This is a genomic window from Mesorhizobium abyssinicae, from assembly GCF_049887195.1.
Classification (GTDB): domain Bacteria; phylum Pseudomonadota; class Alphaproteobacteria; order Rhizobiales; family Rhizobiaceae; genus Mesorhizobium; species Mesorhizobium abyssinicae.
Genome location: NZ_JARAKC010000017.1, coordinates 56,063 through 77,438 on the forward strand (window position 1 = coordinate 56,063; position 21,376 = coordinate 77,438).

A 21,376-nucleotide genomic window follows, 5' to 3' on the forward strand; every position below is an offset into this window, starting at 1 on the left:
GCATTTCTTGATTTCGTCCCGGCCTGCCAGCGTGCAGGTATAAATCCGAGAAGGCAGGCCCGGTCCGTTTGCCGCCAATCGTGAGGATGTCCAAGCATGGTCCGCAATGGCGGTCACCTTCTTGTCGAGTGCCTGATCGCGCTTGGCGCGACCAAGAGCTTCGGCGTTCCCGGCGAAAGCTATCTCGCCGTCCTCGACGCGCTGCACGACACCCATGGCAAGCTCGACTACGTGCTTTGCCGCAACGAGGGCGGCGCGGCCTTCATGGCCTCGGCCTACGGCAAGCTGACGGGCACGCCGGGGATCTGCTTCGTGACGCGCGGCCCGGGCGTGACCAATGCCAGCATCGGCGTCCATACCGCCATGCAGGACAGTTCGCCGATGATCCTTTTCGTCGGCCAGGTCGGAACCGACATGAAGGGGCGCGAGGCTTTTCAGGAGATCGACTACCGGGCGGTGTTCGGGACTGTCGCCAAATGGGCAGTCGAGATCGATGATGTCTCGCGCCTGCCGGAGATCGTCGCGCGGGCCTGGACCACCGCCCTGACCGGGCGGCCCGGCCCGGTCGTGATCGCGCTGCCTGAGGACATGCTCACCACCCTGACCGAGGCCCCGCCGCTCGGGGGGCCGGCGGCGATCTTCGAGCCGGCACCGTCAGCGGACGCGCTCGCTTCGGCGCTGGGACTGCTGGCCGGAGCCGAGCGGCCGCTGCTGCTGATGGGCGGCGCCAACTGGACGACGGAGGGACGCGCGGCGCTGCAGTCTTTCGCCGAGGCCTCCGACATCCCGGTCGTGGCGGCCTTCCGCTATCAGGACCAGTTCGACAACCACGCGCCGGTCTTCGTCGGCGAGGCCGGCGTCGGCATGGTGGCGCATGTCAGGAACCTGATCCGCGAGGCCGATGTGATCCTGGCCGTCAATGTCCGCTTCGGCGAGATGACGACGGACGGTTACACACTGCTGTCGGTGCCGGTGCCGCGGCAGAAGCTGATCCATGTGCATGGCTCCGACCGCGAGATCGGCAAGATCTATGTGCCGACGATCGGCATCCATGCCGGTCCGAACGCCTTCGCCAAAGCGCTGACCCCGGTGAAAGGCACCTGGGCCGAATGGCGGACGGCGGCGCGCAAGGCCTATGAAGGGACATTCGCGGCGCCCGTCCAGCCCGGACCCGTGGATATGGTCGCCGTCAGCGCATGGCTGCGCGAGACCTTGCCCGCCGACGTCATCCTCACCAACGGCGCCGGCAATTTCACGGTGTGGCCGAACAAGTTCTTCAAGTTCGGGCCGGAGGCGCGGCTGCTCGCCCCGCAGTCGGGCGCGATGGGCTACGGGCTGCCGGCGGCGATCGCGGCAAAGGTCGCATACCCGCAGCGAATGGTCGTCTGCTTTGCTGGTGACGGCGACTTCCAGATGAACTGCCAGGAACTCGGCACCGCCATGCAGGCCGGCGCGCAGCCGATCGTGCTGATCCTCAACAACGGCATCTACGGCACCATCCGCGCGCATCAGGAGCGCCACTATCCGGCCCGCGTCTCGGGAACCTCGCTCGAGAACCCCGACTTCGTGACGCTGGCAACGGCCTATGGCTTCCACGCCGAGCGCGTCGAATCCACCGCGGATTTCGCCGCCGCGTTCGGCCGGGCGCTCGGCTCCGCGACGGGCGCCGTCCTCGATATCGCCATCTCGCCCGAAGCGCTCACGCCCCGGCAGACCCTTTCCCAGATGCGCGACGCAGCACTCTCTTCCCAGAAGGCCAAGGCATGACCTCCAGAACTGACGACATCCGTCTCGGCGCGGATATTGGCGGCACCTTCACCGACATCGCCCTCGACATCAGGGGGACGCTGTTCTCGACCAAGGTGCTGACCAACTATGCGGCGCCCGAGCAGGCGATCCTCGACGGCATTGCCGTCGTCACCCGCGATGCCGGCATCTCGCCTTCCGAGATCGGCATCATCATCCACGGCACGACGCTGGCGACCAACGCGCTGATCGAGCGCCGCGGCGCCAGGACCGCGCTGGTCACGACCGAGGGCTTCCGCGACGTGATCGAGATGCGCACCGAAAACCGCTTCGAGCAGTATGATCTCAACCTGCAACTGCCGACGCCGCTGATCCCGCGCGAGGACCGTTTTACAGTCAAGGGCCGTATCGGCGCCGAGGGTCAGGAACTGCAGCCGCTCGACGAAGCCGCTCTCGCAGAGATCGCCGACCGGATCGCGGCCGGCGGCTTCGGCTCGGTGGCGATCGGCTTCATCCATGCCTACGCCAACGCCGACCACGAGCGGCGTGCCCGCGAAATCCTCGCCCGCAAGCTCAGCATCCCGATTTCGATCAGCGCCGAAGTGTCGCCGCAGATGCGCGAGTTCGAGCGCTTCAACACGGTCTGCGCCAACGCTTATGTGCGGCCGCAGATGGCCGACTACCTCGCCCGCCTGCAGATCCGCCTGAAGGAGATGGGCGCCGAGTGCCCGGTGTTCATGATCCACTCGGGCGGCGGCCTGATTTCGGTGGAGACCGCTTCGGAATTCCCGGTGCGGCTGGTCGAATCCGGCCCGGCCGGTGGTGCGATCTTCGCCGCCGACATCGCCAGGCGCTTCGGCCTGGAGAAGGTCGTCTCCTATGACATGGGCGGCACCACCGCCAAGATCTGCCTGATCGAGGACTATGCGCCGCGCACGGCGAGAACCTTCGAAGTGGCGCGCACCTACCGCTTCTGCAAGGGATCGGGCATGCCGATCTCCATTCCGGTGATCGAGATGATCGAGATCGGCGCCGGCGGCGGCTCGATCGCCTGGGTCGACGCCATGGGCCGCATCCAGACCGGGCCCGAAAGCGCTGGCTCGGAGCCGGGACCGGCTTGCTACGGCCGCGGCGGCAAGCGTCCGGCGATCACCGACGCCGACCTTGTGCTCGGCAAGCTCGACCCCGACAATTTCGCCGGCGGCGCGATCAAGCTCGACACCTCGGCCTCCGAGCAGGCTATCCTGCGCGATGTCGGCGAGCGGCTGTCGCTCAACGCGATGTCGACCGCCTTCGGCATCTGCGAGGTGGTGGACGAGAACATGGCCAACGCCGCCCGCGTGCACGCCGTCGAAAACGGCAAGAACATTTCCGACAATCTGATGATCGCTTTCGGCGGCGCCGCGCCCCTCCACGCCGCAAGGCTGTGCGAGAAGCTCGGCATCGACCAGTGCATCGTGCCCAAGGGCGCGGGCGTCGGATCGGCGATCGGCTTCCTCAAGGCTCCGTTCGGCTACGAGGCGCTGGCCTCGAAGCTGACGCGGCTGTCGCGGTTCAAGCCGGCCGAGGTCAACACGCTGCTCGCCGACCTCAAGGCCTCGGCCGAGGGTTTCGTTCGGACGGGGGCTGCCGGCAGGATCGTCTGCGAGATCACCGCCTTCATGCGCTATGCCGGCCAGGGCTGGGAAATCCCCGTGCCCGTGGCGGACGAGCCGTTCGGCGACGATGCCGTGACGAAGCTCAAGGACCTGTTCGAGGCGAACTACCAGCGCTTCTTCGGCCGCGCCATCGAAGGCCTCGACGGGCTGGAGATCGAGATCGTCACCTGGTCGGTCAAGGCGACGGATGTTCGGCCAGAAGTCGCCAGGCACGAGCTCACGACCGGTAAGCGCAACAATGAGGCGGTCACGACCCGCTCGGTCTTCGATCCGGCCAGCGGCGCACCGCAAACCTACGGCATCATCGAACGCGAGACGCTCTGCGCCGGGGACCGCGTGGCAGGGCCGGCCGTCATCGTCGAGCGCGAGACCTCCACCGTCATCACCACCAGCTTTGACGCCGTCATCCAGAGCGACGGCGCGATCCTTCTCATCCGCAAAGGCAGCCAGGCATGAGCGACATTGGCGAAATCCGCATGCAGGTGATGTGGAACCGGTTGATCTCGGTCGTTGAGGAGCAGGCGCTGACGCTGCTGCGCACCGCGTTTTCGACCTCGGTGCGCGAGTCCGGCGACCTGTCGGCCGGCGTGTTCGACCCGCGCGGCGAGATGCTGGCGCAGGCGGTCACCGGCACGCCAGGCCATGTCAACACCATGGCCGAGGCCGTGCTGCACTTCATGAACGAGATCCCGCGCGAGGAGATGTTCGAGGGCGACACCTATGTCACCAACGATCCCTGGCAGGGCACGGGCCATCTGCACGACATCACCATGGTGTCGCCGTCGTTCCTCAATGGCGAGCTGGTGGCGTTCTTTGCCTGCACGGCGCATGTCGTCGATGTCGGCGGGCGCGGCTTCGGCGCCGACGCCAAGTCGGTCTACGAGGAAGGCATCCAGATCCCGATCATGAAGTTCGCGGAAAAGGGCAAGGTCAATCTCGACCTCGTCCGGCTGCTGCGCGCCAATGTCCGCGAGCCCAACCAGGTGGTCGGCGACTTCTATTCGCTCGCCGCCTGCAACGAGGTCGGCCACCGGCGCCTCGTCGACATGATGGAGGAGATTGGCCTGGCCTCGCTGGACGGGCTCGGCGACTTCATCTTCTCGCGCACCCGCGACGCCATGCTCGAACGCATCAAGGCGCTGCCCAAGGGAAACTGGGCGAACGAGCTGGTGACCGACGGCTATGACGAGCCGGTGAAGCTCGCGGCCACGGTTTCGATCCGCGACGATCATGTCGAGGTCGACTTCACCGGCACGGATCCGATGAGCCGCTGGGGCATCAACTGCCCGATCATCTACAGCAAGGCCTATGCCTGCTACGCGCTGAAATGCGTGGTGGCGCCGGACATTCCGAACAACGCCGCCTCACTCGCCTTCTTCACCGTGTCGTCGCCGGTCAACATCCTGAATGCCGTGCGGCCGGCGCCGGTGGCGCTCAGGCACATCTTCGGCCACATGGTTCCAGACCTCGTGCTGGGCGCGATCTCGCAGGCGCTGCCCGGCAAGATCCTCTCGGAAGGCGCCGGCGCGCTGTGGAACATCCACATCTCGGCCCGGCCGGTCGCCGGCGGCCCGGGTCGTCGGGCCGAGGTGCTGATGTTCAACTCCGGCGGCATGGGCGCCCGCCCCGAGCTCGACGGCCTGTCGGCGACGGCCTTTCCGTCGGGCGTGCACACGATGCCGATCGAGGCGACCGAGCATACCGGGCCGATCGTCATCTGGCGCAAGGAGCTGCGCCCGGACTCCGGCGGCGACGGCGAGTTTCGCGGCGGCCTGGGTCAGGTCATCGAGATCGAGGCGACCGAAGGCCACGAGTTTGACTTCTCAGCCATGTTCGACCGCGTCAACCACCCTGCCCAAGGGCGCAATGGCGGCAAGCCGGGCGTCGCCGGCGTGGTCAAGCTGGACGACGGCACCAAGATGCGGCCGAAGGGCTGGCAGCACGTTCCGGCCGGCCGCCGGCTGATCCTGGAATTGCCGGGGGGCGGCGGCTACGGCGATCCGGCGAAGCGCAGCGCCGCTGCGCGGGCAAACGACCGGTCCAAGGGTTACATTTCGGAGAACGACTGATGAGCTATGTTTCCTCGCGCCTGTCGGTGGTGAAGCCTTCGGCATCGATGGCGGCCTCGCAAGCCGCCAAGGCGCTGCGCGCCAAGGGCGTCGACGTGATCGACCTCGGGCTCGGCGAACCGGATTTCCCGACACCGATGCACATCATCGATGCCGCGCATTTCGCGGCGAAGGCAGGCCAGACGCTTTATACGGGTGCCGCCGGCACGCCCGAGGTGCGCGAAGCCATTGCCGGCAAGTTCCGGCGCGAGAACGGTCTCGACTACACGGCCGACGACATCGTCGTCGCCAACGGCGCCAAGCAGATCATCTTTAACGCGCTGCTGGGGACGCTGGAGAGCGGCGACGAGGCGATCCTGCCGGCGCCCTATTTCGTCTCCTACCCGGAGATGGTGAAGCTGCTCGGCGGCACGCCTGTCGTCGTCGAATGCCCGGAGACCACGGGTTTCCGGCTGACGCCGGCGCTGCTGGAAGAGGCGATCACGCCAAGGACGAAGTGGCTGTTCCTCAACATGCCGGGCAACCCGTCCGGCGCCGTCTATTCGGAAGCCGACCTCAAGGCGCTGGGGGCGGTGCTGGCGAAGCATCCGCAGGTGCTCGTGCTTTCCGACGAGATCTACGAGCATATCCTTTTCGACGGGCGCGAATTCGTGTCCTTCGGCAAGGCCTGCCCCGAACTCAAGGACCGCACGCTGATCGTCAACGGCGTTTCGAAGTCCTATGCGATGACCGGCTGGCGCGTCGGCTATGCGGCTGGCCCGGCGCCGCTCGTCAAGGCGATGTCGACCATCCAGAGCCAGTCCTGCACTTCCGTCTGCTCGATCGCGCAGGCGGCGACCGTCGCCGCGCTCAACGGCCCGCAGGACGAGGTGGGTCGTTTCAGGCAAGCCTTCGAGGCGCGCCGCGACCTGGTCGTGGACGGCATCCGCAAGATCAACGGGCTGACGCTGTCGCCGCCGGACGGCGCCTTCTACGCCTATATCGGCTGCGCCTCCCTGATCGGCCGCAAGACACCCAAGGGCGTCGTGCTCGAGGACGATGCGGCCGTGGCAAACTATCTCCTCAACGAAGGCCGGGTGGCGTCGGTGCCCGGCGTCGCCTATGGACTGTCACCCTATTTCCGCATCTCGACCGCGACCAGCGAAGAGGTGCTGACCGAGGCGATCGCGCGGATCAACGCCGCCGTCGCGCAAGTGGAGTAAATGATGCCGCATTACGAACGAATCCTGATCACCGGCGCCGCCGGCCGCCTCGGCTCGGAGCTGCGCAAGGGGCTGGTGCCGCTGGCGAAAACCATCCGCCTGGCGGGGCGCGTGCCGTTCGGCGATCTGGCGCCGCATGAGGAAGAAGCGGTCTTCGACCTCGCCGACATGGAGGCGACGATCGCGGCGACCAAGGATTGCGACGCGATCGTCCACTTCGGCGGCGCGCCGCTCGAATGCGAGTGGCAGACCATCCTCGATTCCAGCATCCGCGGCTCCTACCACATCTATGAAGGCGCCCGGAAACACGGGGTGAAGCGCGTCATCTACGCCTCCTCGGTGCATGCGATCGGCTATCACGAGGTCGAGGCGCATATCGGCGTCGACGCGCCGGTGCGCCCGGACAGCCTTTATGGCGTGTCGAAGAATTTCGTCGAGAGCCTCAGCCGGCTCTACTGGGACAAGTTCGGCATCGAGACGGTGTGCCTGCGCATCTTCTCGTCCTTCCCGGAGCCGGCGGACCGGCGCATGCTGTGGTCCTATCTCTCCTTCGCCGACTGCGTGCGGCTGGTCGAAGCCTCGCTGACGGCGCCGCGCGTCGGCCACACGATCTCGTTCGGTATTTCGGACAACAAGGTGAAGACGGTCGACAACAGCGGCGCCAACCACCTGGGCTTCATCCCGCAGGACAGCGCCGAACCGTTCCGCGCCGCCGTCGAGGCGAAAACACCCGTTCCCGATCCGAAAAGGCCGTCGGTGAAATATCTCGGCGGCTGGTTCTGCGAACTCGGTCATCCGGACGACAAGGCCGAATAATCTTCGGCCAGATCAAAACGCCCTCGTCTGCACCTGGCGATTTCAGACGCGCCGGGTCGTTCGTGGCTGTCCGTTCACAGCGTAAGAACGGACAGAACCGTTGCCTGCCAGTGGTTTAAGCGATTTCAACGGGATGGACTGGTGCTGCGAGAGAGGATTGAACTCTCGACCTCTCCCTTACCAAGGGAGTGCTCTACCACTGAGCTACCGCAGCCGATGGCGGGGCTTCTGCCATAACGAACCGGCAAGCGCAAGGCCAAGAAAAACCTAAAGTGTCGCGTTTCATTGTCGCAAAACCGCCGCGCGGTTTCAGGCCGGTATGGATGGCAATGCCGAGGCTGTGGAAGCTGCTTTCCCGGACATGGCCGCGCCACAATGTTGGCTATCCCTCAACAGGGGTTGGCCGGTCGGCCAGCCGGGATGGGACAATGAGCGACAAGGCAAATCCACCGAAAAAGGGCGGCAGCGACCGCAAGGACCGGCTCGCCGAAGCCTTGCGCGCCAATCTCGGGAAGCGCAAGGCGCAGTCGCGCTCGCGCCGCACCGGCGACGCCGACAAGCGGCGCGCCGGCGAAGCCGACAAGCGGCCGGAGGGATTGCCGACTGCTGGAAAAATGCACAAGGACTAACCCAAACCGGCCACACTGCCGCGCCATACTTGGACCAAGCGACCTAAAAATTCTATTTCTTGAACCAGGCCGGCCAATGGTCTAGACGGGCCGATACTCAAACGATTGAAACCGGCCGTTTCGGCCGAGGGGACATTCTCACATGGATCGCATCAGAATTGTCGGCGGCAACAAGCTCGCCGGAAGCATTCCGATCTCCGGCGCGAAAAACGCGGCATTGCCGCTGATGATCGCCTCGCTCTTGACCGACGACACGCTGACGCTGGAGAACGTGCCGCATCTGGCCGATGTCGAGCAACTGATCCGCATCCTCGGCAATCACGGTGTCGACTATTCCGTCAATGGCCGGCGCGAGAAGCAGCAGGAAGGCTATTCGCGCACCATCAACTTCTCCGCCCGCAACATCGTCGATACCACGGCTCCCTATGAGCTGGTGTCGAAGATGCGCGCCTCGTTCTGGGTGATCGGGCCGCTCTTGGCCCGCATGGGCGAGGCCAAGGTGTCGCTGCCGGGCGGCTGCGCCATCGGCACGCGCCCGGTCGACCTGTTCCTCGAAGGCCTGCAAGCGCTCGGCGCCGATCTCGACGTCGACACCGGCTATGTCATCGCCAAGACCAAGAACGGCCGCCTCGTCGGCAACCGCTATGTGTTCCCGAAAGTGTCGGTCGGCGCCACCCATGTGCTGATGATGGCGGCTTCGCTGGCCAAGGGCGAAACCGTGCTGGAAAACGCCGCTTGCGAGCCCGAGATCGTCAACCTGGCCGAATGCCTCAACGCCATGGGCGCCAGGATTTCCGGCGCCGGCACGCCGACCATCACCATCGACGGCGTCGAGGCGCTGTCCGGCGCCCGCGTGCGCGTCATCCCCGACCGCATCGAGACCGGCACCTATGCCATGGCGGTGGCGATGACCGGCGGCGACGTGGTGCTGGAAGGCGCCCGCCCCGAACTGCTGCAGACCGCGCTCGACGTGATTTCGCAGACCGGCGCCGAGATCACGCCGACCAATTCCGGCATCCGCGTCAGGCGCAACGGCGCCGGCATTTCGCCGGTCGACGTGACGACGGCGCCCTTCCCGGCCTTCCCGACCGACCTGCAGGCGCAGTTCATGGGCCTGATGACGATGGCCAAGGGCAAGTCGCGCATCACCGAGACGATCTTCGAGAACCGCTTCATGCACGTGCAGGAGCTCGCCCGGCTCGGCGCGCGCATCACGCTCTCCGGCCAGACGGCGATCGTCGACGGCGTCGCCAAGCTGAAGGGCGCGCCGGTCATGGCGACCGACCTGCGCGCTTCCGTCTCACTGGTCATCGCCGGCCTTGCCGCCGAAGGCGAGACCACCGTCAACCGCGTCTATCACCTCGACCGCGGCTTCGAGCGGCTGGAGGAGAAGCTTTCCGGCTGCGGCGCGGTGATCGAGCGGATTTCAGGCTGACGCCGCCAGGCAAGCGCAGTCTCCAACCGACGCGTGTTCGACGGACCAATTGTCGACATCGGCGCCGCCCCTCATCCGCCTGCCGGCACTTCTCCCCGTATAGTGACGGGGAGAAGAGGGCTGGGCGGCCTTGGCGCTCTCCCCGCAACGCTGGTGATTGGCACAACTTTTGGCGAAGGCGTCCTTCTCCCCGTCACCATACGGGGAGAAGTGCCAGGCAGGGCGATGAGGGGCAGCGCAAACCTCAGGTAATTGCCTTGGGCAGTTCCGTGTCGAGGTTGCACGGACTGGAAAGACCGCCTAACAGGAAGCTGAAACCAACCTTAGGTACAAATTCCGCATGGCTCTCAAGCTCATCGCGCTCGACGACCAGGACCTGAGCATCGTCTCGGCCCATGTCCAGGACGCCGTGATGAAGGTGTCGGATCTCGAATTCCTGCCGACGGCCAAGCGCTTTGTGCTGACCATGAACCGTTTCGTCTGGGAGGCGAAATCCGGCCTGTTCCGCCAGCACAATGAGCGGCGGCAGGCGGTGCTGCATTTCGACCGCGTGCTCGGCGCCAAGACCAGCGGCATTGCCCGCGACAAGCCGGCCGAGGTGCTGTCGCTGCTGGCGATCAGCTTCGTCGGCATCAGCAAGCCGGCCGGCATCGTCGAGCTGGTGTTTTCGGGCGGCGGCACGATCATGCTGGACGTCGAGTGCATCGAGGCGCGGCTTGCCGACATAGGCGGCGCCTGGGAAGCCTCCTCGCGTCCCGTACATAGGGCTTGAGCGCAGCAGATGGCCATCACACTCAGCCAGTCCGACGCCGATTTCGAGCAGCGTTTCGCCGCCTTCCTGACGACCAAGCGGGAGGTGTCGGCCGATGTCGACGCGGCGGTGCGCGAGATCGTCCAGCGCGTGCGCGCCGAGGGCGACAAAGCGCTCATCGACTATACGTTGAAGTTCGACAAGGCCGACCTCACCAGGCTTGGCATCGCCGTCTCCAAGGATGACATCGCCAAGGCCTATGCCGAGGCCGATCCGCAAACGGTCGAGGCGCTCATATTCGCCCGCGACCGCATCCGCTCGCATCACGAGCGGCAGAAGCCGAAGGACGACCGCTATACGGACGCCGCCGGCGTCGAGCTCGGCTCGCGCTGGACGGCGATCGAGGCGGTCGGGCTCTACGTGCCGGGCGGCACGGCGAGCTATCCGAGCTCGGTGCTGATGAACGCGGTGCCTGCCAAGGTGGCCGGCGTCGAGCGCATCGTCATCGTGGTGCCGGCGCCAGGCGGCGTCATCAACCCGCTGGTGCTGGTGGCGGCCGATATCGCCGGCGTCTCCGAGATCTACCGTGTCGGCGGCGCGCAGGCGATCGCCGCCCTCGCCTTTGGCACGGAGACGATCAAGCCGGTCGCCAAGATCGTCGGGCCCGGCAATGCCTATGTCGCGGCGGCCAAGCGTCAGGTGTTCGGCACCGTCGGAATCGACATGATCGCCGGACCTTCCGAAGTGCTGGTCGTGGCCGACGGCAGCAACAACCCCGACTGGATCGCCGCCGACCTGTTGGCCCAGGCCGAGCATGACGTGTCGGCGCAGTCGATCCTGATCACCGACGAGCCGACCTTCGGCAAGGCGGTGGAGGACGCGGTCGAGCGCCAGTTGCAGAGCCTGCCGCGCGCCGAGACCGCCGCCGCAAGCTGGCGCGATTTCGGCGCCGTCATCCTGGTGCCAACCATCGAGGCCTCGCTGCCGCTGGTCGACCGCATCGCCGCCGAGCATGTCGAGCTCGCCATCGACGACGCCGAGGCCTTCCTTGCCAGGCTGCGCAATGCGGGCGCGGTCTTCCTCGGCCGCCACACGCCCGAGGTCATCGGCGACTATGTCGGCGGCTCCAACCACGTGCTGCCGACGGCGCGTTCGGCGCGCTTCTCGTCGGGGCTTTCGGTGCTCGATTTCGTCAAGCGCACCTCGATCCTCAAGCTCGGGCCGGAGCAGCTGCGCGCGCTGGCGCCGGCGGCGATCGCGCTCGCCAGGGCGGAGGGGCTCGACGCGCATGGCCGTTCCGTCGCGATCAGGTTGAACATGTAGCGATGTCCGACTACGACCGAACCCGCGCCAGGCTGATCGATGTCGAGCTCGACGAATCGATCGGCCGTTCGACGCCCGATGTCGAGCACGAGCGGGCGGTGGCGATCTTCGACCTGATCGAGGAGAACAGTTTCCAGCCGGTCAATGACGACGGCGCCGGTCCCTACCGCCTCAAGCTGTCGCTGGCCGATTCGCGCCTGGTGTTCGCGGTAGCGCGCGAGGACGGCGCCGCCGTCGTCACCCACATCCTGTCGCTGACGCCGCTCAGGCGCATCGTCAAGGATTACTACCTGATCTGCGAAAGCTACTACGACGCCATCCGCTCCTCGACGCCCAGCCATATCGAGGCGATCGACATGGGCCGTCGCGGCCTGCACAATGAAGGCTCGCAGACGCTGATGGACCGGCTGGCCGGCAAGATCGACATCGATTTCGACACGGCGCGCCGGCTGTTCACGCTGGTCTGCGTGCTGCACTGGCGAGGCTAGGCCCTGGCCTCGCTGCCGCATTCGATCCTGTTCATGTGCGGAATGAACGCCGTGCGCTCGCCGATGGCCGAGGCACTGGCGCGGCGCATGCTGCCTTCGGCCATTTTCGTCGCATCGGCCGGTGTGCGCAGCGGCGAGCGCGACCCGTTCGTCGACGCCGTTCTGGCCGAGGACGAACTGTCGCTGGGCGAGCGCCAGCCAAGGACCATGGACGAGCTGGAGGACGACTATTTCGACCTGATCGTCACGCTGGCGCCGGAAGCGCACCACGCGGCGCTCGAGCTCACCCGCTCGCTCGCCGTTGAGGTCGAATACTGGCCGATGCCGGACCCGACGGATGCCGGCGGCACGCGCGAACATATCATGGCCGCCTATCGGGACGTGCGCGAGCGGCTGAAGGCGCGCATCGCCAGACGTTTTCCCGCATCCGAGGCAAAAGGCGCCTTGGATTAAGCGTGTTCACAAGCGGACGATTATCATATAGGTTCCGCCGAAATTCCGGCCGGAGTCGGATGATTTCCGGTCGGTTCGGCCGGAAATCATCCGACTCCGGATCAAAAAAGCAGAGCATGATGTCGTCCGAAAACCGCTTGACACTTTTCGGCATCATGCTCTAGCGCCGGAACCGAAATCCAAGCAAAGGTATCGAATGCCGAAGGAAGAAGTCCTCGAGTTTCCGGGTGTGGTCACGGAACTGCTGCCCAACGCGATGTTCCGGGTGAAGCTCGAAAACGAACACGAGATCATCGCCCACACGGCCGGCCGCATGCGCAAGAACCGCATCCGCGTGCTGACCGGAGACAAGGTCTTGGTCGAGATGACCCCCTATGACCTGACCAAGGGCCGTATCACCTATCGTTTCAAGTAACAGCCCGGCGCGACCCCAGATGAGCATCCTGCAGAAGCTCGTGCTTGCCTCGGGTTCGCCGCGCCGCATCGAGCTGCTGCAGCAGGCCGGCATCGAGCCGGACCGCGTGCTGCCGGCCGATGTCGACGAGACGCCGCTGCGCGCCGAGCATCCGCGCTCGCTGGCCAAGCGGCTTTCCAAGGACAAGGCCGAGAAGGCGTTCGCCTCGCTGAAGAGCGAGGACGACTATGCGCCGGGCTTCGTACTCGCCGCCGACACGGTGGTGGCGGTCGGCCGCCGCATCCTGCCCAAGGCCGAGACGATCGACGACGCCGCGAACTGCCTCGGCCTGCTCTCCGGCCGTTCGCACCGGGTCTATTCCGGCATCTGCCTGATCACGCCGGGCGGCAAGCTGCGCCAGAAGCTGGTCGAAACCCGCGTACGCTTCAAGCGGCTGCCGCGCGAGGAGATCGACGCCTATGTCGCCTCCGGCGAATGGCGCGGCAAGGCCGGAGGCTATGCCGTGCAAGGCCTCGCCGGGTCCTTCGTCGTCAAGCTGGTCGGCTCCTACACCAACGTCGTCGGCCTGCCGCTCTACGAGACGACGGCCCTGCTTGCCGGCGAGGGCTTCAAGGTGCATGCGAGCTGGCTCACCGCGCGCCCATGAGCCTGGACGACAAGGTCACGCCGCTGCGTCCCCGGCGCCCCTGCCCCGAATGCGGCAAGGCATCGGTGCGCGAGCACTATCCGTTCTGCTCGGCGCGCTGCAAGGACATCGACCTCAATCGCTGGCTGAAGGGCGCCTATGTCATCCCTGGCCGCGACGACGAGGAGCAAGAAGGCGAAGCGCCGGAGCAGGGCCAGTCGCCCAAGGACGAGCCGTAAGCGCACGATATCAGCAGTTTTGCCGCTGTCTTTCAGTGGTTTTCTTTTCCCGGCTGAAATCCGCGCTTAGGCGCTGGACAGGCTGAATTCCCGTGCTATAACCCACGCGCTTTCAAGGGGCGCCGGCGGCGCCTTCGAGAAATCCGGCCTGCGAAATCTCGCTTGCCGGCGAGGCCCAGATAGCTCAGTTGGTAGAGCAGCGGACTGAAAATCCGCGTGTCGGTGGTTCGAATCCGCCTCTGGGCACCATTTTTCTCCCACGAGTATCAAGAGCCCCAGGCAACGATCGCCTCTCGTATTGTCTTATGTTGCGCCAGGCGCAACCAGCCACCTTTGAGCGGCTTGCGCCGCGCGCCGATTGGCACGATGCTGCCGCAGGCGAACCGGGGGGCAGACCGGCACGCCGGATCGGTATGGCTGCTGGAAGATCGATGTCGCGAGCTTGCTTCGCCCTTGTTGCCATCGTTGCCTTGATGATGCCGGTGGAGGCAGGCGAGCGCGCGTCTCATCTGCTCGACCATGCCAGCCTGGCGACTGCCTATGCGCATGAATCGGATACCGTCACGGCCTACACGACCGCCATGGCGCGGTTCCGGTTTCAGCTTGCCGGGCGCTCCGGCGATGCCGACCTTGCAGTGCCACTGGAACCACGCCTGTTGCGGACGGAATTCAGCCAACGGACGTGGCGCGCGGCGGACGGCAGTCTCTTGCAGGGCTTCGCCGGCAAGGGCGGTTTCCGGCTGACCGCGGGGAACTGCCTCGCCCAGATCTGCCTGGCCAGCGAATGCAGCGACGACGGCTGGCCGGTCTATGCCTGCAGCGACGGGCGCAAGCGCAAGATGTCCGTCACCGACTTCGTGACAGCAGTGTTCGACGGCGTCTCCTTCCGGCGACTGAGCGCGCCGCCAGTGGAATGACGTCTTAACGCGTCGATCATCCTGCCCGACAGGCATTCGGCAAAAACCGGCCCACCTCACCGCAAACGCTGCGGCTTGCGATCCCGCCGCCGCCCGTGGCATCTGTCGCCGTCCATCGGGAAAGAACGCCGGATCATGGCACGACCGCCGCCGCACAGCATCAGACGACCTCCGGGCGCGGGTGTCAGCCTCAGCCGCGCGCTGTCGAAGCTTGGGCTGTGCTCGCGCAAGCAGGCAGAAGTGCTGATCGCGGAAGGCCGCGTGCGGGTGGCGGGCAAGGTCGCGCGCGATCCATCGCTGCGCATCGATCTCGACCGCGACCGCATCGCGGTTGACGGCGAGCAGGTCGTTGCCGAGCGCAAGGTCTATCTGATGATCAACAAGCCGCGCGGGCTGGTCACAACCCGCGACGATCCCGAAGGACGCGGCACGGTCTACGATTGCCTCGAGGGGCTCGACCTGCCCTTCGTGTCGCCCGTCGGGCGGCTGGACAAAGCCAGCGAAGGCCTGCTTTTGATGACCAATGACACGCGCTGGGCGAACGGACTGCTCGATCCGGCCTCGCATGTCGACAAGACCTATCACCTGCAGATCGGCACCGCGCCCGACGACGCCATGTTGGCACGGTTTCGCGACGGCGCGACGGTCGACGGCGAACTGCTGACGGCGCGCTCGATCGAGCTGCTGCGCAGCGGCGGCCGCACGGCCTGGCTGGAGGTCGTGCTCGACGAAGGCCGCAACCGCCAGATCCGCCGGCTGCTCGGCGCCTTCGACGTCGAGGTGTTGAGGCTGATCAGGGTGGCGATCGGGCGCCTGCAGCTCGGCGATCTCGCCAAGGGCAAGGCGCGTCATTTGACGGCGGAGGAAGTAGCGATGCTGGCGGGCGAGTGAGGAGCCGCGTCTAGCATTCCCCTCACCCGGATTGGCGCCGGCACCTGCCTCTTCACCCCCGGGGGAGTAAGTGGCCGCGAAGCGGCTGGATGAGGGGGCACCCGATCGGCTATTTCTGGTTCCACCGGCGGATCACCGGCTCGGTCAGGTCATGCTCGTAGCCGAAGATGCTGAGGCTCGCCGTGTCCAGCACGAAATGCTCGCCGCCGTCAGGCGGCAGTCCGATCCATCGCGCCGCTAGCACGCGCAGGAAATGCGCGCTCGAAAATATGAGCACATTGCCGGCGACAGCGCGAAGCGCCGCGATGATGGCGTCGGCCCTGGCGCCGACATCGCTAGCCTGTTCGCCCCCCGGACAGCCGTCGCGAAACACGTTCCAGCCAGGGCGACCGGCGACGATCTCCTTCGTCGTCACGCCTTCATAGGCGCCGTAGTCCCATTCCTGCAGGTCGAGCTTCCTGATCGCGGCCGCGCCGAAGCCGGCCAAGGTGCAGGTATTGAAGGCGCGTTGCGAAGGGCTCGACCATACGGCCTGGAAGGTGAGGCCCTTGAGCCGATCGGCGAGGCCGCGGGCGGCTTGCTCGCCCTTCGCCGTCAGCGGAATGTCGGTGCGGCCGGTGTGCTTGCCCGAGGCGCTCCATTCGGTTTCGCCATGGCGGATCAGGTAGATCTCGGGAAACGTGCTGCTCATGCCGGCCCCTCGCCGCTTGCGACCAGGCCGGACGAACGGCCCGCGCCACCCTATGCGGCGACCGGCAAAAAGAACAGGCCGCGACCGGTTTTACCGGCCGCGGCCTCTCCAGGCTTGGGAGGCGCCTGACTGGATCAGGCGGGCTGGAGACCCCCGGACAGCGCCAGGTCGGCCTCTTCCGGCAACTGGCCAGCCATGGCGGCGGCGAATTGCGTCTGGTCGAGTTCGCCTTCCCAGCGCGCCACGACGATGGTCGCGACCGCGTTGCCGACGAAGTTGGTCAGCGCCCGGCATTCCGACATGAAGCGGTCGACGCCGAGGATCAGCGCCATGCCGGCGACCGGCACCGAAGGCACCACCGAGAGCGTGGCGGCGAGCGTGATGAAACCGGCGCCGGTGATGCCGGCAGCACCCTTGGAGCTCAGCATGGCGACGAGCAGGAGCAGGATCTGGTCGCCGAAGGTGAGCGGCGTGTCGGTCGCCTGGGCAATGAACAGCGCGGCCAGCGTCATGTAGATGTTGGTGCCGTCGAGGTTGAAGGAATAGCCGGTCGGGATGACCAGGCCGACCACCGAGCGGTTGCAGCCGGCGCGTTCCATCTTGGCCATCAAGCCAGGCAGGGCGGCTTCCGAGGACGAGGTGCCGAGCACCAGCAGCAGCTCTTCCTTGATGTAGCGGATCAGCGCCAGGATCGAGAAGCCGTTGTACCATGCCACCGCGCCGAGCACGACCAGCACGAAGAGCAGCGACGTCAGGTAGAAGGTGCCGATCAGGAAGGCGAGGTTGGCGATCGCGCCGATGCCGTACTTGCCGACGGTGAAGGCCATGGCGCCGAAGGCGCCGATGGGGGCGGCCTTCATCAGGATGGCGACGAGGCGGAAGATCGGCGCGGTGAGCGCCTGCAGGAAGTCGACCACCGGACGGCCGCGATCGCCGACCAGGGCCAGCGCGACGCCGAACAGCACCGAGAAGAACAGCACCTGCAAGATATCGCCCTGGGCGAATGCGCCGGTGATGGTGTCGGGAATGATGTTCATCAGGAAGCCGACGATGGTGGTGTCATGCGCCTTCTCGGTGAAGGTCGACACCTTGCTGGCATCGAGCGTCGCCGGATTGATGTGCATCCCGGCGCCGGGCTGGACGACGTTGGAGACGACGAGGCCGACGACCAGCGCCAGCGTCGAGAAGAACAGGAAGTAGATCATCGCCTTGCCGGCGACGCGGCCGACCTTGTGCAAGTCGGAGACGCCGGCGATGCCGGTCGCCACGGTCAGGAAGATCACCGGCGCGATCACCATCTTGACCAGCTTGATGAAGGCATCGCCGAGCGGCTTCAGCGACGCGCCGAGTTCGGGATAGAAGTGGCCAAGCAGGATGCCGGCGGCGATGGCCGCCAGGACCTGCACATAGAGATGCCGATAAAGGGGTACCTTGCCGCGCGGCTCGGCGGCAGCGAATGTTGTCTGCATGACGTCCTCCGTTGCGCCCCGATCGAAAGGCTCGACCTCCCGGGGCATTTGACCTCCAACAGCCTCGCGACTGCCGACTCCGTCTTTGCAACCCGCGTGCCAGTTTCCGCCGGCGCGGACTTGCTATGATTTTGTTAGCTTTTTTCGACCCGCTGGCCGCTCGGTCTGGTGGCGGCGTGCGGCCATCCGCATGGGTCGAATTGTGTTTTGTGCGAAATCATGCACAGATGGGTGATGCTGCAGCGCCCCGCCGCCGGCTCTTTTGCCGGCCTTTCTCCAACGCCCGAGCAGCTCGGCAGAAGGGCGCGCCGGGCCTGGCTGCTGTTTGCCGGCGTGGCGCTCGCCATCGTCGCCGCGGCACTCTACGGCGCCGGCCTCTATGGCCGCGCGGTCGAGGTCGACGCGCTTGCCGCACAGGGGCGCACCGACGCCAATCTGAAGGTGGCGCTGCTGCGCGCCGTGCTGGAAAACCCGCGCGCGCTGCCGCTGCTCCTGTCCGAGGACCAGCAGGTGCATGACGCGCTGGCCGCACGCAGCGCTGCCGCGATCGACGTGCTCAACCGCAAGCTCGAAGGGCTGGTGTCCGGCACCAAGGCGTCGGTGCTCTACGTCACCGGCACCAACGGCCTGGCGGTCGCGTCGAGCAACTGGCGCGAGCCGACCAGCTTCGTCGGCAACGACTACGGCTTCCGCGCCTATTTCTCCCGCGCCATGCAGACGGGGACGGCCGAATATTTCGCGCTCGGCAATGTCAGCAAGCGCCCGGGCCTCTACATCTCGCGCCGGGTCGGCAGCGCCTCGGCGCCGCTCGGCGTCGTCGTCGTCAAGATGGAGTTCGACCAGCTCGAGGCTGACTGGCACGAGGCGAACCGCCCGGCCTATGTCAGCGACGAGCATGGCGTCGTGCTGATCACCAGCGTGCCGTCCTGGCGTTTCATGACGACGGCGCCGCTTGCCGGCGCCACCCTTGCCGAAATCCGCGACAGCCAGCAGTTCGGCGACGCGCCGCTGGTGCCGCTGCCGATCGCGCGGCCGGAAACCTTGAGCGCCGACGTGTCCATAGTGCATGCGATCACGCCGGGCGGCAGCGACGGCGAGTATCTCAGGCTGTCGACGCCGGTCGCCTCGACGCCGTGGCGGCTCGACTATCTCGTTCCGGCCGAGGCGCCGATCGCCGCCGCCCAGCGCGAGATGCGGCTCCTGGCGCTTGGCGTCATCGGGCCGCTCATCGGCCTTGCCGCCTATCTCTTATGGCGCCGGCAATCCGCGCAGATGCGGATCGCCGCCGAACAGGCGACGCGCGCCGAGCTCGAACGTCGAGTCGTCGAGCGCACCGAGGATCTGAGCCGCGCCCGCGACCGTCTGCAGGCGGAGATCACCGACCATCGCAGCACCGAGGCCAAGCTGCAGGTGGTGCAGCAGGAGCTGGTGCAGGCCAATCGGCTGGCCATCCTCGGCCAGGTCGCCGCCGGTGTCGCGCATGAGATCAACCAGCCGGTGGCGACCATCCGCGCCTATGCCGACAATGCGCGCGTCTTCCTCGACCGCAAGCAGACTGCCCCGGCCGGAGAAAACCTCGGCGCAATCGCGGCGCTGACCGAGCGCATCGGCACCATCACAGAAGAGTTGAAAACCTTCGCCCGCAAGGGCCGCACCGCGGCCGAGCCGGTCGAGTTGCGTGGCGTCATCGAGGGCGCGGTGGTGCTGCTCAGGAGCCGTTTCGCCGGCCGGCTCGACGCGCTCGAGATCACGCTGCCGCCGCCTGCGCTCAAGGTGATGGGAAATCGGGTGCGGTTGGAACAGGTGTTGATCAACCTGTTCCAGAACGCGCTGGAGGCGCTGGACGGCCGCGACGGCGCCAGGGTCGAGGTTTCGGTCGAGGAAAGAGACGGCGACGTGGTGCTCAGCGTCTCGGACAACGGCCCGGGCATTCCGCCGGCGATCCTGAAATCGCTGTTCACGCCCTTCAACACCTCGAAGGAAAAAGGGCTTGGGCTAGGCCTCGTCATCTCGAAGGACATCGTCGCCGACTATGGCGGGCGCATCGAGGTCGCCAGCGGCGCGGAGGGCACCCGTTTCACCATCCATCTTGCGAAAGCAGCCTAGCATGGCGACCAACCAGCCCGCCCCGGTCATCCTGATCGACGACGACGCCGATCTCCTGAAGGCGACCCGTCAGACGCTGGAGCTCGCCGGTTTCGCGGTATCGGCATTTTCGGTGGCGAGGGAGGCTCTGGCCGGGCTCGACGCCGGGTTCGCCGGCGTGGTGGTGTCCGACATCCGCATGCCCGAGATCGACGGATTGCAGCTTTTCGACCACATCGTGGAGGTAGATCCGGACATTCCAGTCATCCTCGTTACCGGGCATGGCGACATCGCTATGGCCGTGAAGGCAATCAAGGACGGCGCCTACGACTTCATCACCAAACCCTTCGCCGCCGACCGGCTGGCCCAGAGTGTGTGGCGGGCAGCGGAAAAACGCCGACTGGTGATGGAAAACCGCGCCTTGCGCGAGGCGGCCGAGCAGGCACAGGACAGCCTGCCGCTGATCGGCCAGACACCGGCGATGGAGCGGCTGCGCCGGACGCTTAGGCAGATCGCCGACACCGACGTCGACGTGCTGGTGACCGGCGAGACCGGCTCCGGCAAGGAGGTGGTGGCGAGCCTTCTGCACCGCTGGAGCCGTCGCGCGCAGGGCAATTTCGTGGCGCTGAACTGCGGCACGCTGCCGGAGACCGTGATCGAGAGCGAATTGTTCGGCCATGAGGCCGGCGCCTTCACCGGCGCGCAGAAGAAGCGCATTGGCCGCATCGAGCATTCGAGCGGCGGCACGCTGTTCCTCGACGAGATCGAGAGCATGCCGCCCTCGACCCAGGTGCAGATGCTGAGGGTGCTGGAAATGCGCGAGGTGACGCCGCTCGGCACCAACGAAATTCGGCCTGTAGACCTGCGCGTCGTCGCCGCCGCCAAGGTCGATCTCGGTGATCCAGCCCAGCGCGGCGCCTTCCGCGAGGACCTCTACTACCGGCTGAACGTGGTGACGCTGTCGATCCCGCCGCTGCGCGAGCGCCGCGACGACGTGGCCCTTTTGTTCGGCTATTTCGCCGAGCGCGCCGCCGCCCGTTTCCGACGCCCGATGCCCGCCGTGCCGGCGGCCGCGCACCGGCATTTGAGGGAGCATGATTGGCCCGGCAATGTGCGCGAGCTCGCCCATTTCGCCGAGCGCTTCGTGCTGGGGCTTGAAGATGCCGGCCACGCCGAAGGCCCTGCCACGGCCGAATCGGATGCGGCCATGGCGCTGCCCGAACGGCTCGAGCGCTACGAGGCCGAGATCATCCGCGAGACACTTGGCCGCAATGACGGCGATGTCCGGCGCACGATCGAGGCGCTGGGGATTCCGCGCAAGACCTTTTACGACAAGCTGCAGCGGCACGGCATCGTGCGCAGCGAATTTTCCAGATAATTCAAGCGCGTGGAACGGAAGCCATGCCGCAACCGTTGAATGGCGCCCGCAAACCGTGGCACGTCGGCACCAGAAGATGTTGAAGATCGCGGCGGA

General features: G+C 66.3%; 20 protein-coding genes and 2 tRNA genes. 19 read left to right on the forward strand and 3 right to left on the reverse strand.

All coding sequences use genetic code 11. The features are described 5' to 3' along the window. Positions 1–96 precede the first annotated feature (96 nt). Genes PU724_RS26425 through PU724_RS26445 form a run of 5 tightly spaced genes read left to right on the forward strand, consistent with a single transcriptional unit; the run spans position 97 to position 7,491 of the window. Positions 97–1,767, forward strand: a complete 1,671-nt coding sequence (locus PU724_RS26425) for a thiamine pyrophosphate-binding protein (RefSeq protein ID WP_354424454.1) — start codon at positions 97–99, stop codon at positions 1,765–1,767. Then, the gene (locus PU724_RS26430; protein ID WP_354424456.1) at positions 1,764–3,860 is read left to right on the forward strand and encodes a hydantoinase/oxoprolinase family protein; all 2,097 of its coding nucleotides are present in this window, start codon (positions 1,764–1,766) and stop codon (positions 3,858–3,860) included. Before PU724_RS26425 ends, PU724_RS26430 begins: the two co-directional genes overlap by 4 nt. Continuing rightward, positions 3,857–5,473: a hydantoinase B/oxoprolinase family protein gene (locus PU724_RS26435; protein ID WP_354424458.1), complete on the forward strand. Its 1,617-nt coding sequence runs from the start codon at positions 3,857–3,859 to the stop codon at positions 5,471–5,473. The genes PU724_RS26430 and PU724_RS26435 overlap by 4 nt, the downstream gene beginning before the upstream one ends. Then, positions 5,473–6,675: a pyridoxal phosphate-dependent aminotransferase gene (locus PU724_RS26440; RefSeq protein WP_135860555.1), complete on the forward strand. Its 1,203-nt coding sequence runs from the start codon at positions 5,473–5,475 to the stop codon at positions 6,673–6,675. Before PU724_RS26435 ends, PU724_RS26440 begins: the two co-directional genes overlap by 1 nt. A 3-nt stretch (positions 6,676–6,678) precedes the next feature. Further along, positions 6,679–7,491: an NAD-dependent epimerase/dehydratase family protein gene (locus PU724_RS26445; protein WP_127282873.1), complete on the forward strand. Its 813-nt coding sequence runs from the start codon at positions 6,679–6,681 to the stop codon at positions 7,489–7,491. Positions 7,492–7,630: 139 nt separating this feature from the next. Here the strand turns inward: PU724_RS26445 and PU724_RS26450 are convergent. Beyond that, a tRNA-Thr gene (locus PU724_RS26450) sits at positions 7,631–7,705 on the reverse strand. A gap of 214 nt (positions 7,706–7,919) precedes the next feature. On the opposite strand from PU724_RS26450, the gene PU724_RS26455 reads away from it, so the two are divergent. From PU724_RS26455 to PU724_RS26510, 12 genes are all read left to right on the forward strand, one after another. Next, positions 7,920–8,120 (forward strand): hypothetical protein, encoded by a 201-nt coding sequence (locus PU724_RS26455; protein ID WP_354424461.1) that lies wholly within the window; start codon positions 7,920–7,922, stop codon positions 8,118–8,120. 142 nt (positions 8,121–8,262) lie between these two features. Next, positions 8,263–9,555: a UDP-N-acetylglucosamine 1-carboxyvinyltransferase gene (murA, locus tag PU724_RS26460; protein ID WP_354424463.1), complete on the forward strand. Its 1,293-nt coding sequence runs from the start codon at positions 8,263–8,265 to the stop codon at positions 9,553–9,555. Between the two features lie 340 nt (positions 9,556–9,895). Further along, positions 9,896–10,327, forward strand: coding sequence for a DUF2948 family protein (locus PU724_RS26465; protein ID WP_354424465.1), 432 nt, complete (start codon positions 9,896–9,898; stop codon positions 10,325–10,327). Positions 10,328–10,336: 9 nt separating this feature from the next. Further along, a complete protein-coding gene (gene hisD, locus PU724_RS26470) occupies positions 10,337–11,629 on the forward strand; it encodes a histidinol dehydrogenase (RefSeq protein ID WP_354424467.1) in 1,293 nt (430 codons plus the stop codon). A gap of 2 nt (positions 11,630–11,631) precedes the next feature. Beyond that, positions 11,632–12,117, forward strand: a complete 486-nt coding sequence (locus PU724_RS26475) for a UPF0262 family protein (protein WP_127282869.1) — start codon at positions 11,632–11,634, stop codon at positions 12,115–12,117. A gap of 42 nt (positions 12,118–12,159) precedes the next feature. Next, the gene (locus tag PU724_RS26480; protein WP_245478267.1) at positions 12,160–12,570 is read left to right on the forward strand and encodes an arsenate-mycothiol transferase ArsC; all 411 of its coding nucleotides are present in this window, start codon (positions 12,160–12,162) and stop codon (positions 12,568–12,570) included. A 196-nt stretch (positions 12,571–12,766) separates the two neighbouring features. Beyond that, positions 12,767–12,985, forward strand: a complete 219-nt coding sequence (gene infA / locus PU724_RS26485) for a translation initiation factor IF-1 (RefSeq protein ID WP_006200926.1) — start codon at positions 12,767–12,769, stop codon at positions 12,983–12,985. Positions 12,986–13,004: 19 nt separating this feature from the next. Then, a complete protein-coding gene (locus tag PU724_RS26490; protein ID WP_126056548.1) occupies positions 13,005–13,631 on the forward strand; it encodes a Maf-like protein in 627 nt (208 codons plus the stop codon). Next, complete coding sequence (gene yacG, locus PU724_RS26495) at positions 13,628–13,849, forward strand: DNA gyrase inhibitor YacG (RefSeq protein WP_354424469.1); 222 nt, start codon at positions 13,628–13,630, stop codon at positions 13,847–13,849. Before PU724_RS26490 ends, yacG begins: the two co-directional genes overlap by 4 nt. A gap of 173 nt (positions 13,850–14,022) precedes the next feature. Next, a tRNA-Phe gene (locus PU724_RS26500) sits at positions 14,023–14,098 on the forward strand. Positions 14,099–14,280: 182 nt separating this feature from the next. Further along, positions 14,281–14,766 carry a hypothetical protein gene (locus PU724_RS26505; RefSeq protein WP_354424470.1) on the forward strand — a complete coding sequence of 162 codons (486 nt, stop codon included), beginning with the start codon at positions 14,281–14,283 and terminating at the stop codon, positions 14,764–14,766. Positions 14,767–14,901: 135 nt separating this feature from the next. Next, positions 14,902–15,657, forward strand: a complete 756-nt coding sequence (locus PU724_RS26510; protein ID WP_354424472.1) for a pseudouridine synthase — start codon at positions 14,902–14,904, stop codon at positions 15,655–15,657. A gap of 109 nt (positions 15,658–15,766) precedes the next feature. Here the strand turns inward: PU724_RS26510 and PU724_RS26515 are convergent, their stop codons facing one another. Beyond that, positions 15,767–16,348: a histidine phosphatase family protein gene (locus PU724_RS26515; RefSeq protein WP_354424474.1), complete on the reverse strand. Its 582-nt coding sequence runs from the start codon at positions 16,346–16,348 to the stop codon at positions 15,767–15,769. Positions 16,349–16,482: 134 nt separating this feature from the next. Next, the gene (locus PU724_RS26520) at positions 16,483–17,817 is read right to left on the reverse strand and encodes a dicarboxylate/amino acid:cation symporter (protein WP_354424476.1); all 1,335 of its coding nucleotides are present in this window, start codon (positions 17,815–17,817) and stop codon (positions 16,483–16,485) included. Positions 17,818–18,036: 219 nt separating this feature from the next. On the opposite strand from PU724_RS26520, the gene PU724_RS26525 reads away from it, so the two are divergent. After that, entirely contained in the window at positions 18,037–19,923 is a 1,887-nt protein-coding gene (locus PU724_RS26525; RefSeq protein WP_354424478.1) for a sensor histidine kinase, read from the forward strand. A gap of 1 nt (position 19,924) precedes the next feature. After that, positions 19,925–21,280: a sigma-54-dependent transcriptional regulator gene (locus PU724_RS26530; RefSeq protein ID WP_354424479.1), complete on the forward strand. Its 1,356-nt coding sequence runs from the start codon at positions 19,925–19,927 to the stop codon at positions 21,278–21,280. Positions 21,281–21,376 lie beyond the last annotated feature (96 nt).

Bases quoted from the DNA above. Each gene is read 5' to 3' on its own strand.
- PU724_RS26455 (WP_354424461.1), top strand. From the start codon at position 7,920: ATGAGCGACAAGGCAAATCCACCGAAAAAGGGCGGCAGCGACCGCAAG.
- yacG (WP_354424469.1), top strand. From the start codon at position 13,628: ATGAGCCTGGACGACAAGGTCACGCCGCTGCGTCCCCGGCGCCCCTGC.
- PU724_RS26430 (WP_354424456.1), top strand. From the start codon at position 1,764: ATGACCTCCAGAACTGACGACATCCGTCTCGGCGCGGATATTGGCGGC.
- PU724_RS26525 (WP_354424478.1), top strand. From the start codon at position 18,037: ATGCACAGATGGGTGATGCTGCAGCGCCCCGCCGCCGGCTCTTTTGCC.
- PU724_RS26425 (WP_354424454.1), top strand. From the start codon at position 97: ATGGTCCGCAATGGCGGTCACCTTCTTGTCGAGTGCCTGATCGCGCTT.
- PU724_RS26520 (WP_354424476.1), bottom strand. From the start codon at position 17,817: ATGCAGACAACATTCGCTGCCGCCGAGCCGCGCGGCAAGGTACCCCTT.
- PU724_RS26505 (WP_354424470.1), top strand. From the start codon at position 14,281: ATGTCGCGAGCTTGCTTCGCCCTTGTTGCCATCGTTGCCTTGATGATG.
- PU724_RS26445 (WP_127282873.1), top strand. From the start codon at position 6,679: ATGCCGCATTACGAACGAATCCTGATCACCGGCGCCGCCGGCCGCCTC.
- infA (WP_006200926.1), top strand. From the start codon at position 12,767: ATGCCGAAGGAAGAAGTCCTCGAGTTTCCGGGTGTGGTCACGGAACTG.
- PU724_RS26465 (WP_354424465.1), top strand. From the start codon at position 9,896: ATGGCTCTCAAGCTCATCGCGCTCGACGACCAGGACCTGAGCATCGTC.
- PU724_RS26515 (WP_354424474.1), bottom strand. From the start codon at position 16,348: ATGAGCAGCACGTTTCCCGAGATCTACCTGATCCGCCATGGCGAAACC.
- PU724_RS26435 (WP_354424458.1), top strand. From the start codon at position 3,857: ATGAGCGACATTGGCGAAATCCGCATGCAGGTGATGTGGAACCGGTTG.
- murA (WP_354424463.1), top strand. From the start codon at position 8,263: ATGGATCGCATCAGAATTGTCGGCGGCAACAAGCTCGCCGGAAGCATT.
- PU724_RS26440 (WP_135860555.1), top strand. From the start codon at position 5,473: ATGAGCTATGTTTCCTCGCGCCTGTCGGTGGTGAAGCCTTCGGCATCG.
- PU724_RS26480 (WP_245478267.1), top strand. From the start codon at position 12,160: ATGAACGCCGTGCGCTCGCCGATGGCCGAGGCACTGGCGCGGCGCATG.
- PU724_RS26530 (WP_354424479.1), top strand. From the start codon at position 19,925: ATGGCGACCAACCAGCCCGCCCCGGTCATCCTGATCGACGACGACGCC.
- PU724_RS26490 (WP_126056548.1), top strand. From the start codon at position 13,005: ATGAGCATCCTGCAGAAGCTCGTGCTTGCCTCGGGTTCGCCGCGCCGC.
- PU724_RS26475 (WP_127282869.1), top strand. From the start codon at position 11,632: ATGTCCGACTACGACCGAACCCGCGCCAGGCTGATCGATGTCGAGCTC.
- hisD (WP_354424467.1), top strand. From the start codon at position 10,337: ATGGCCATCACACTCAGCCAGTCCGACGCCGATTTCGAGCAGCGTTTC.
- PU724_RS26510 (WP_354424472.1), top strand. From the start codon at position 14,902: ATGGCACGACCGCCGCCGCACAGCATCAGACGACCTCCGGGCGCGGGT.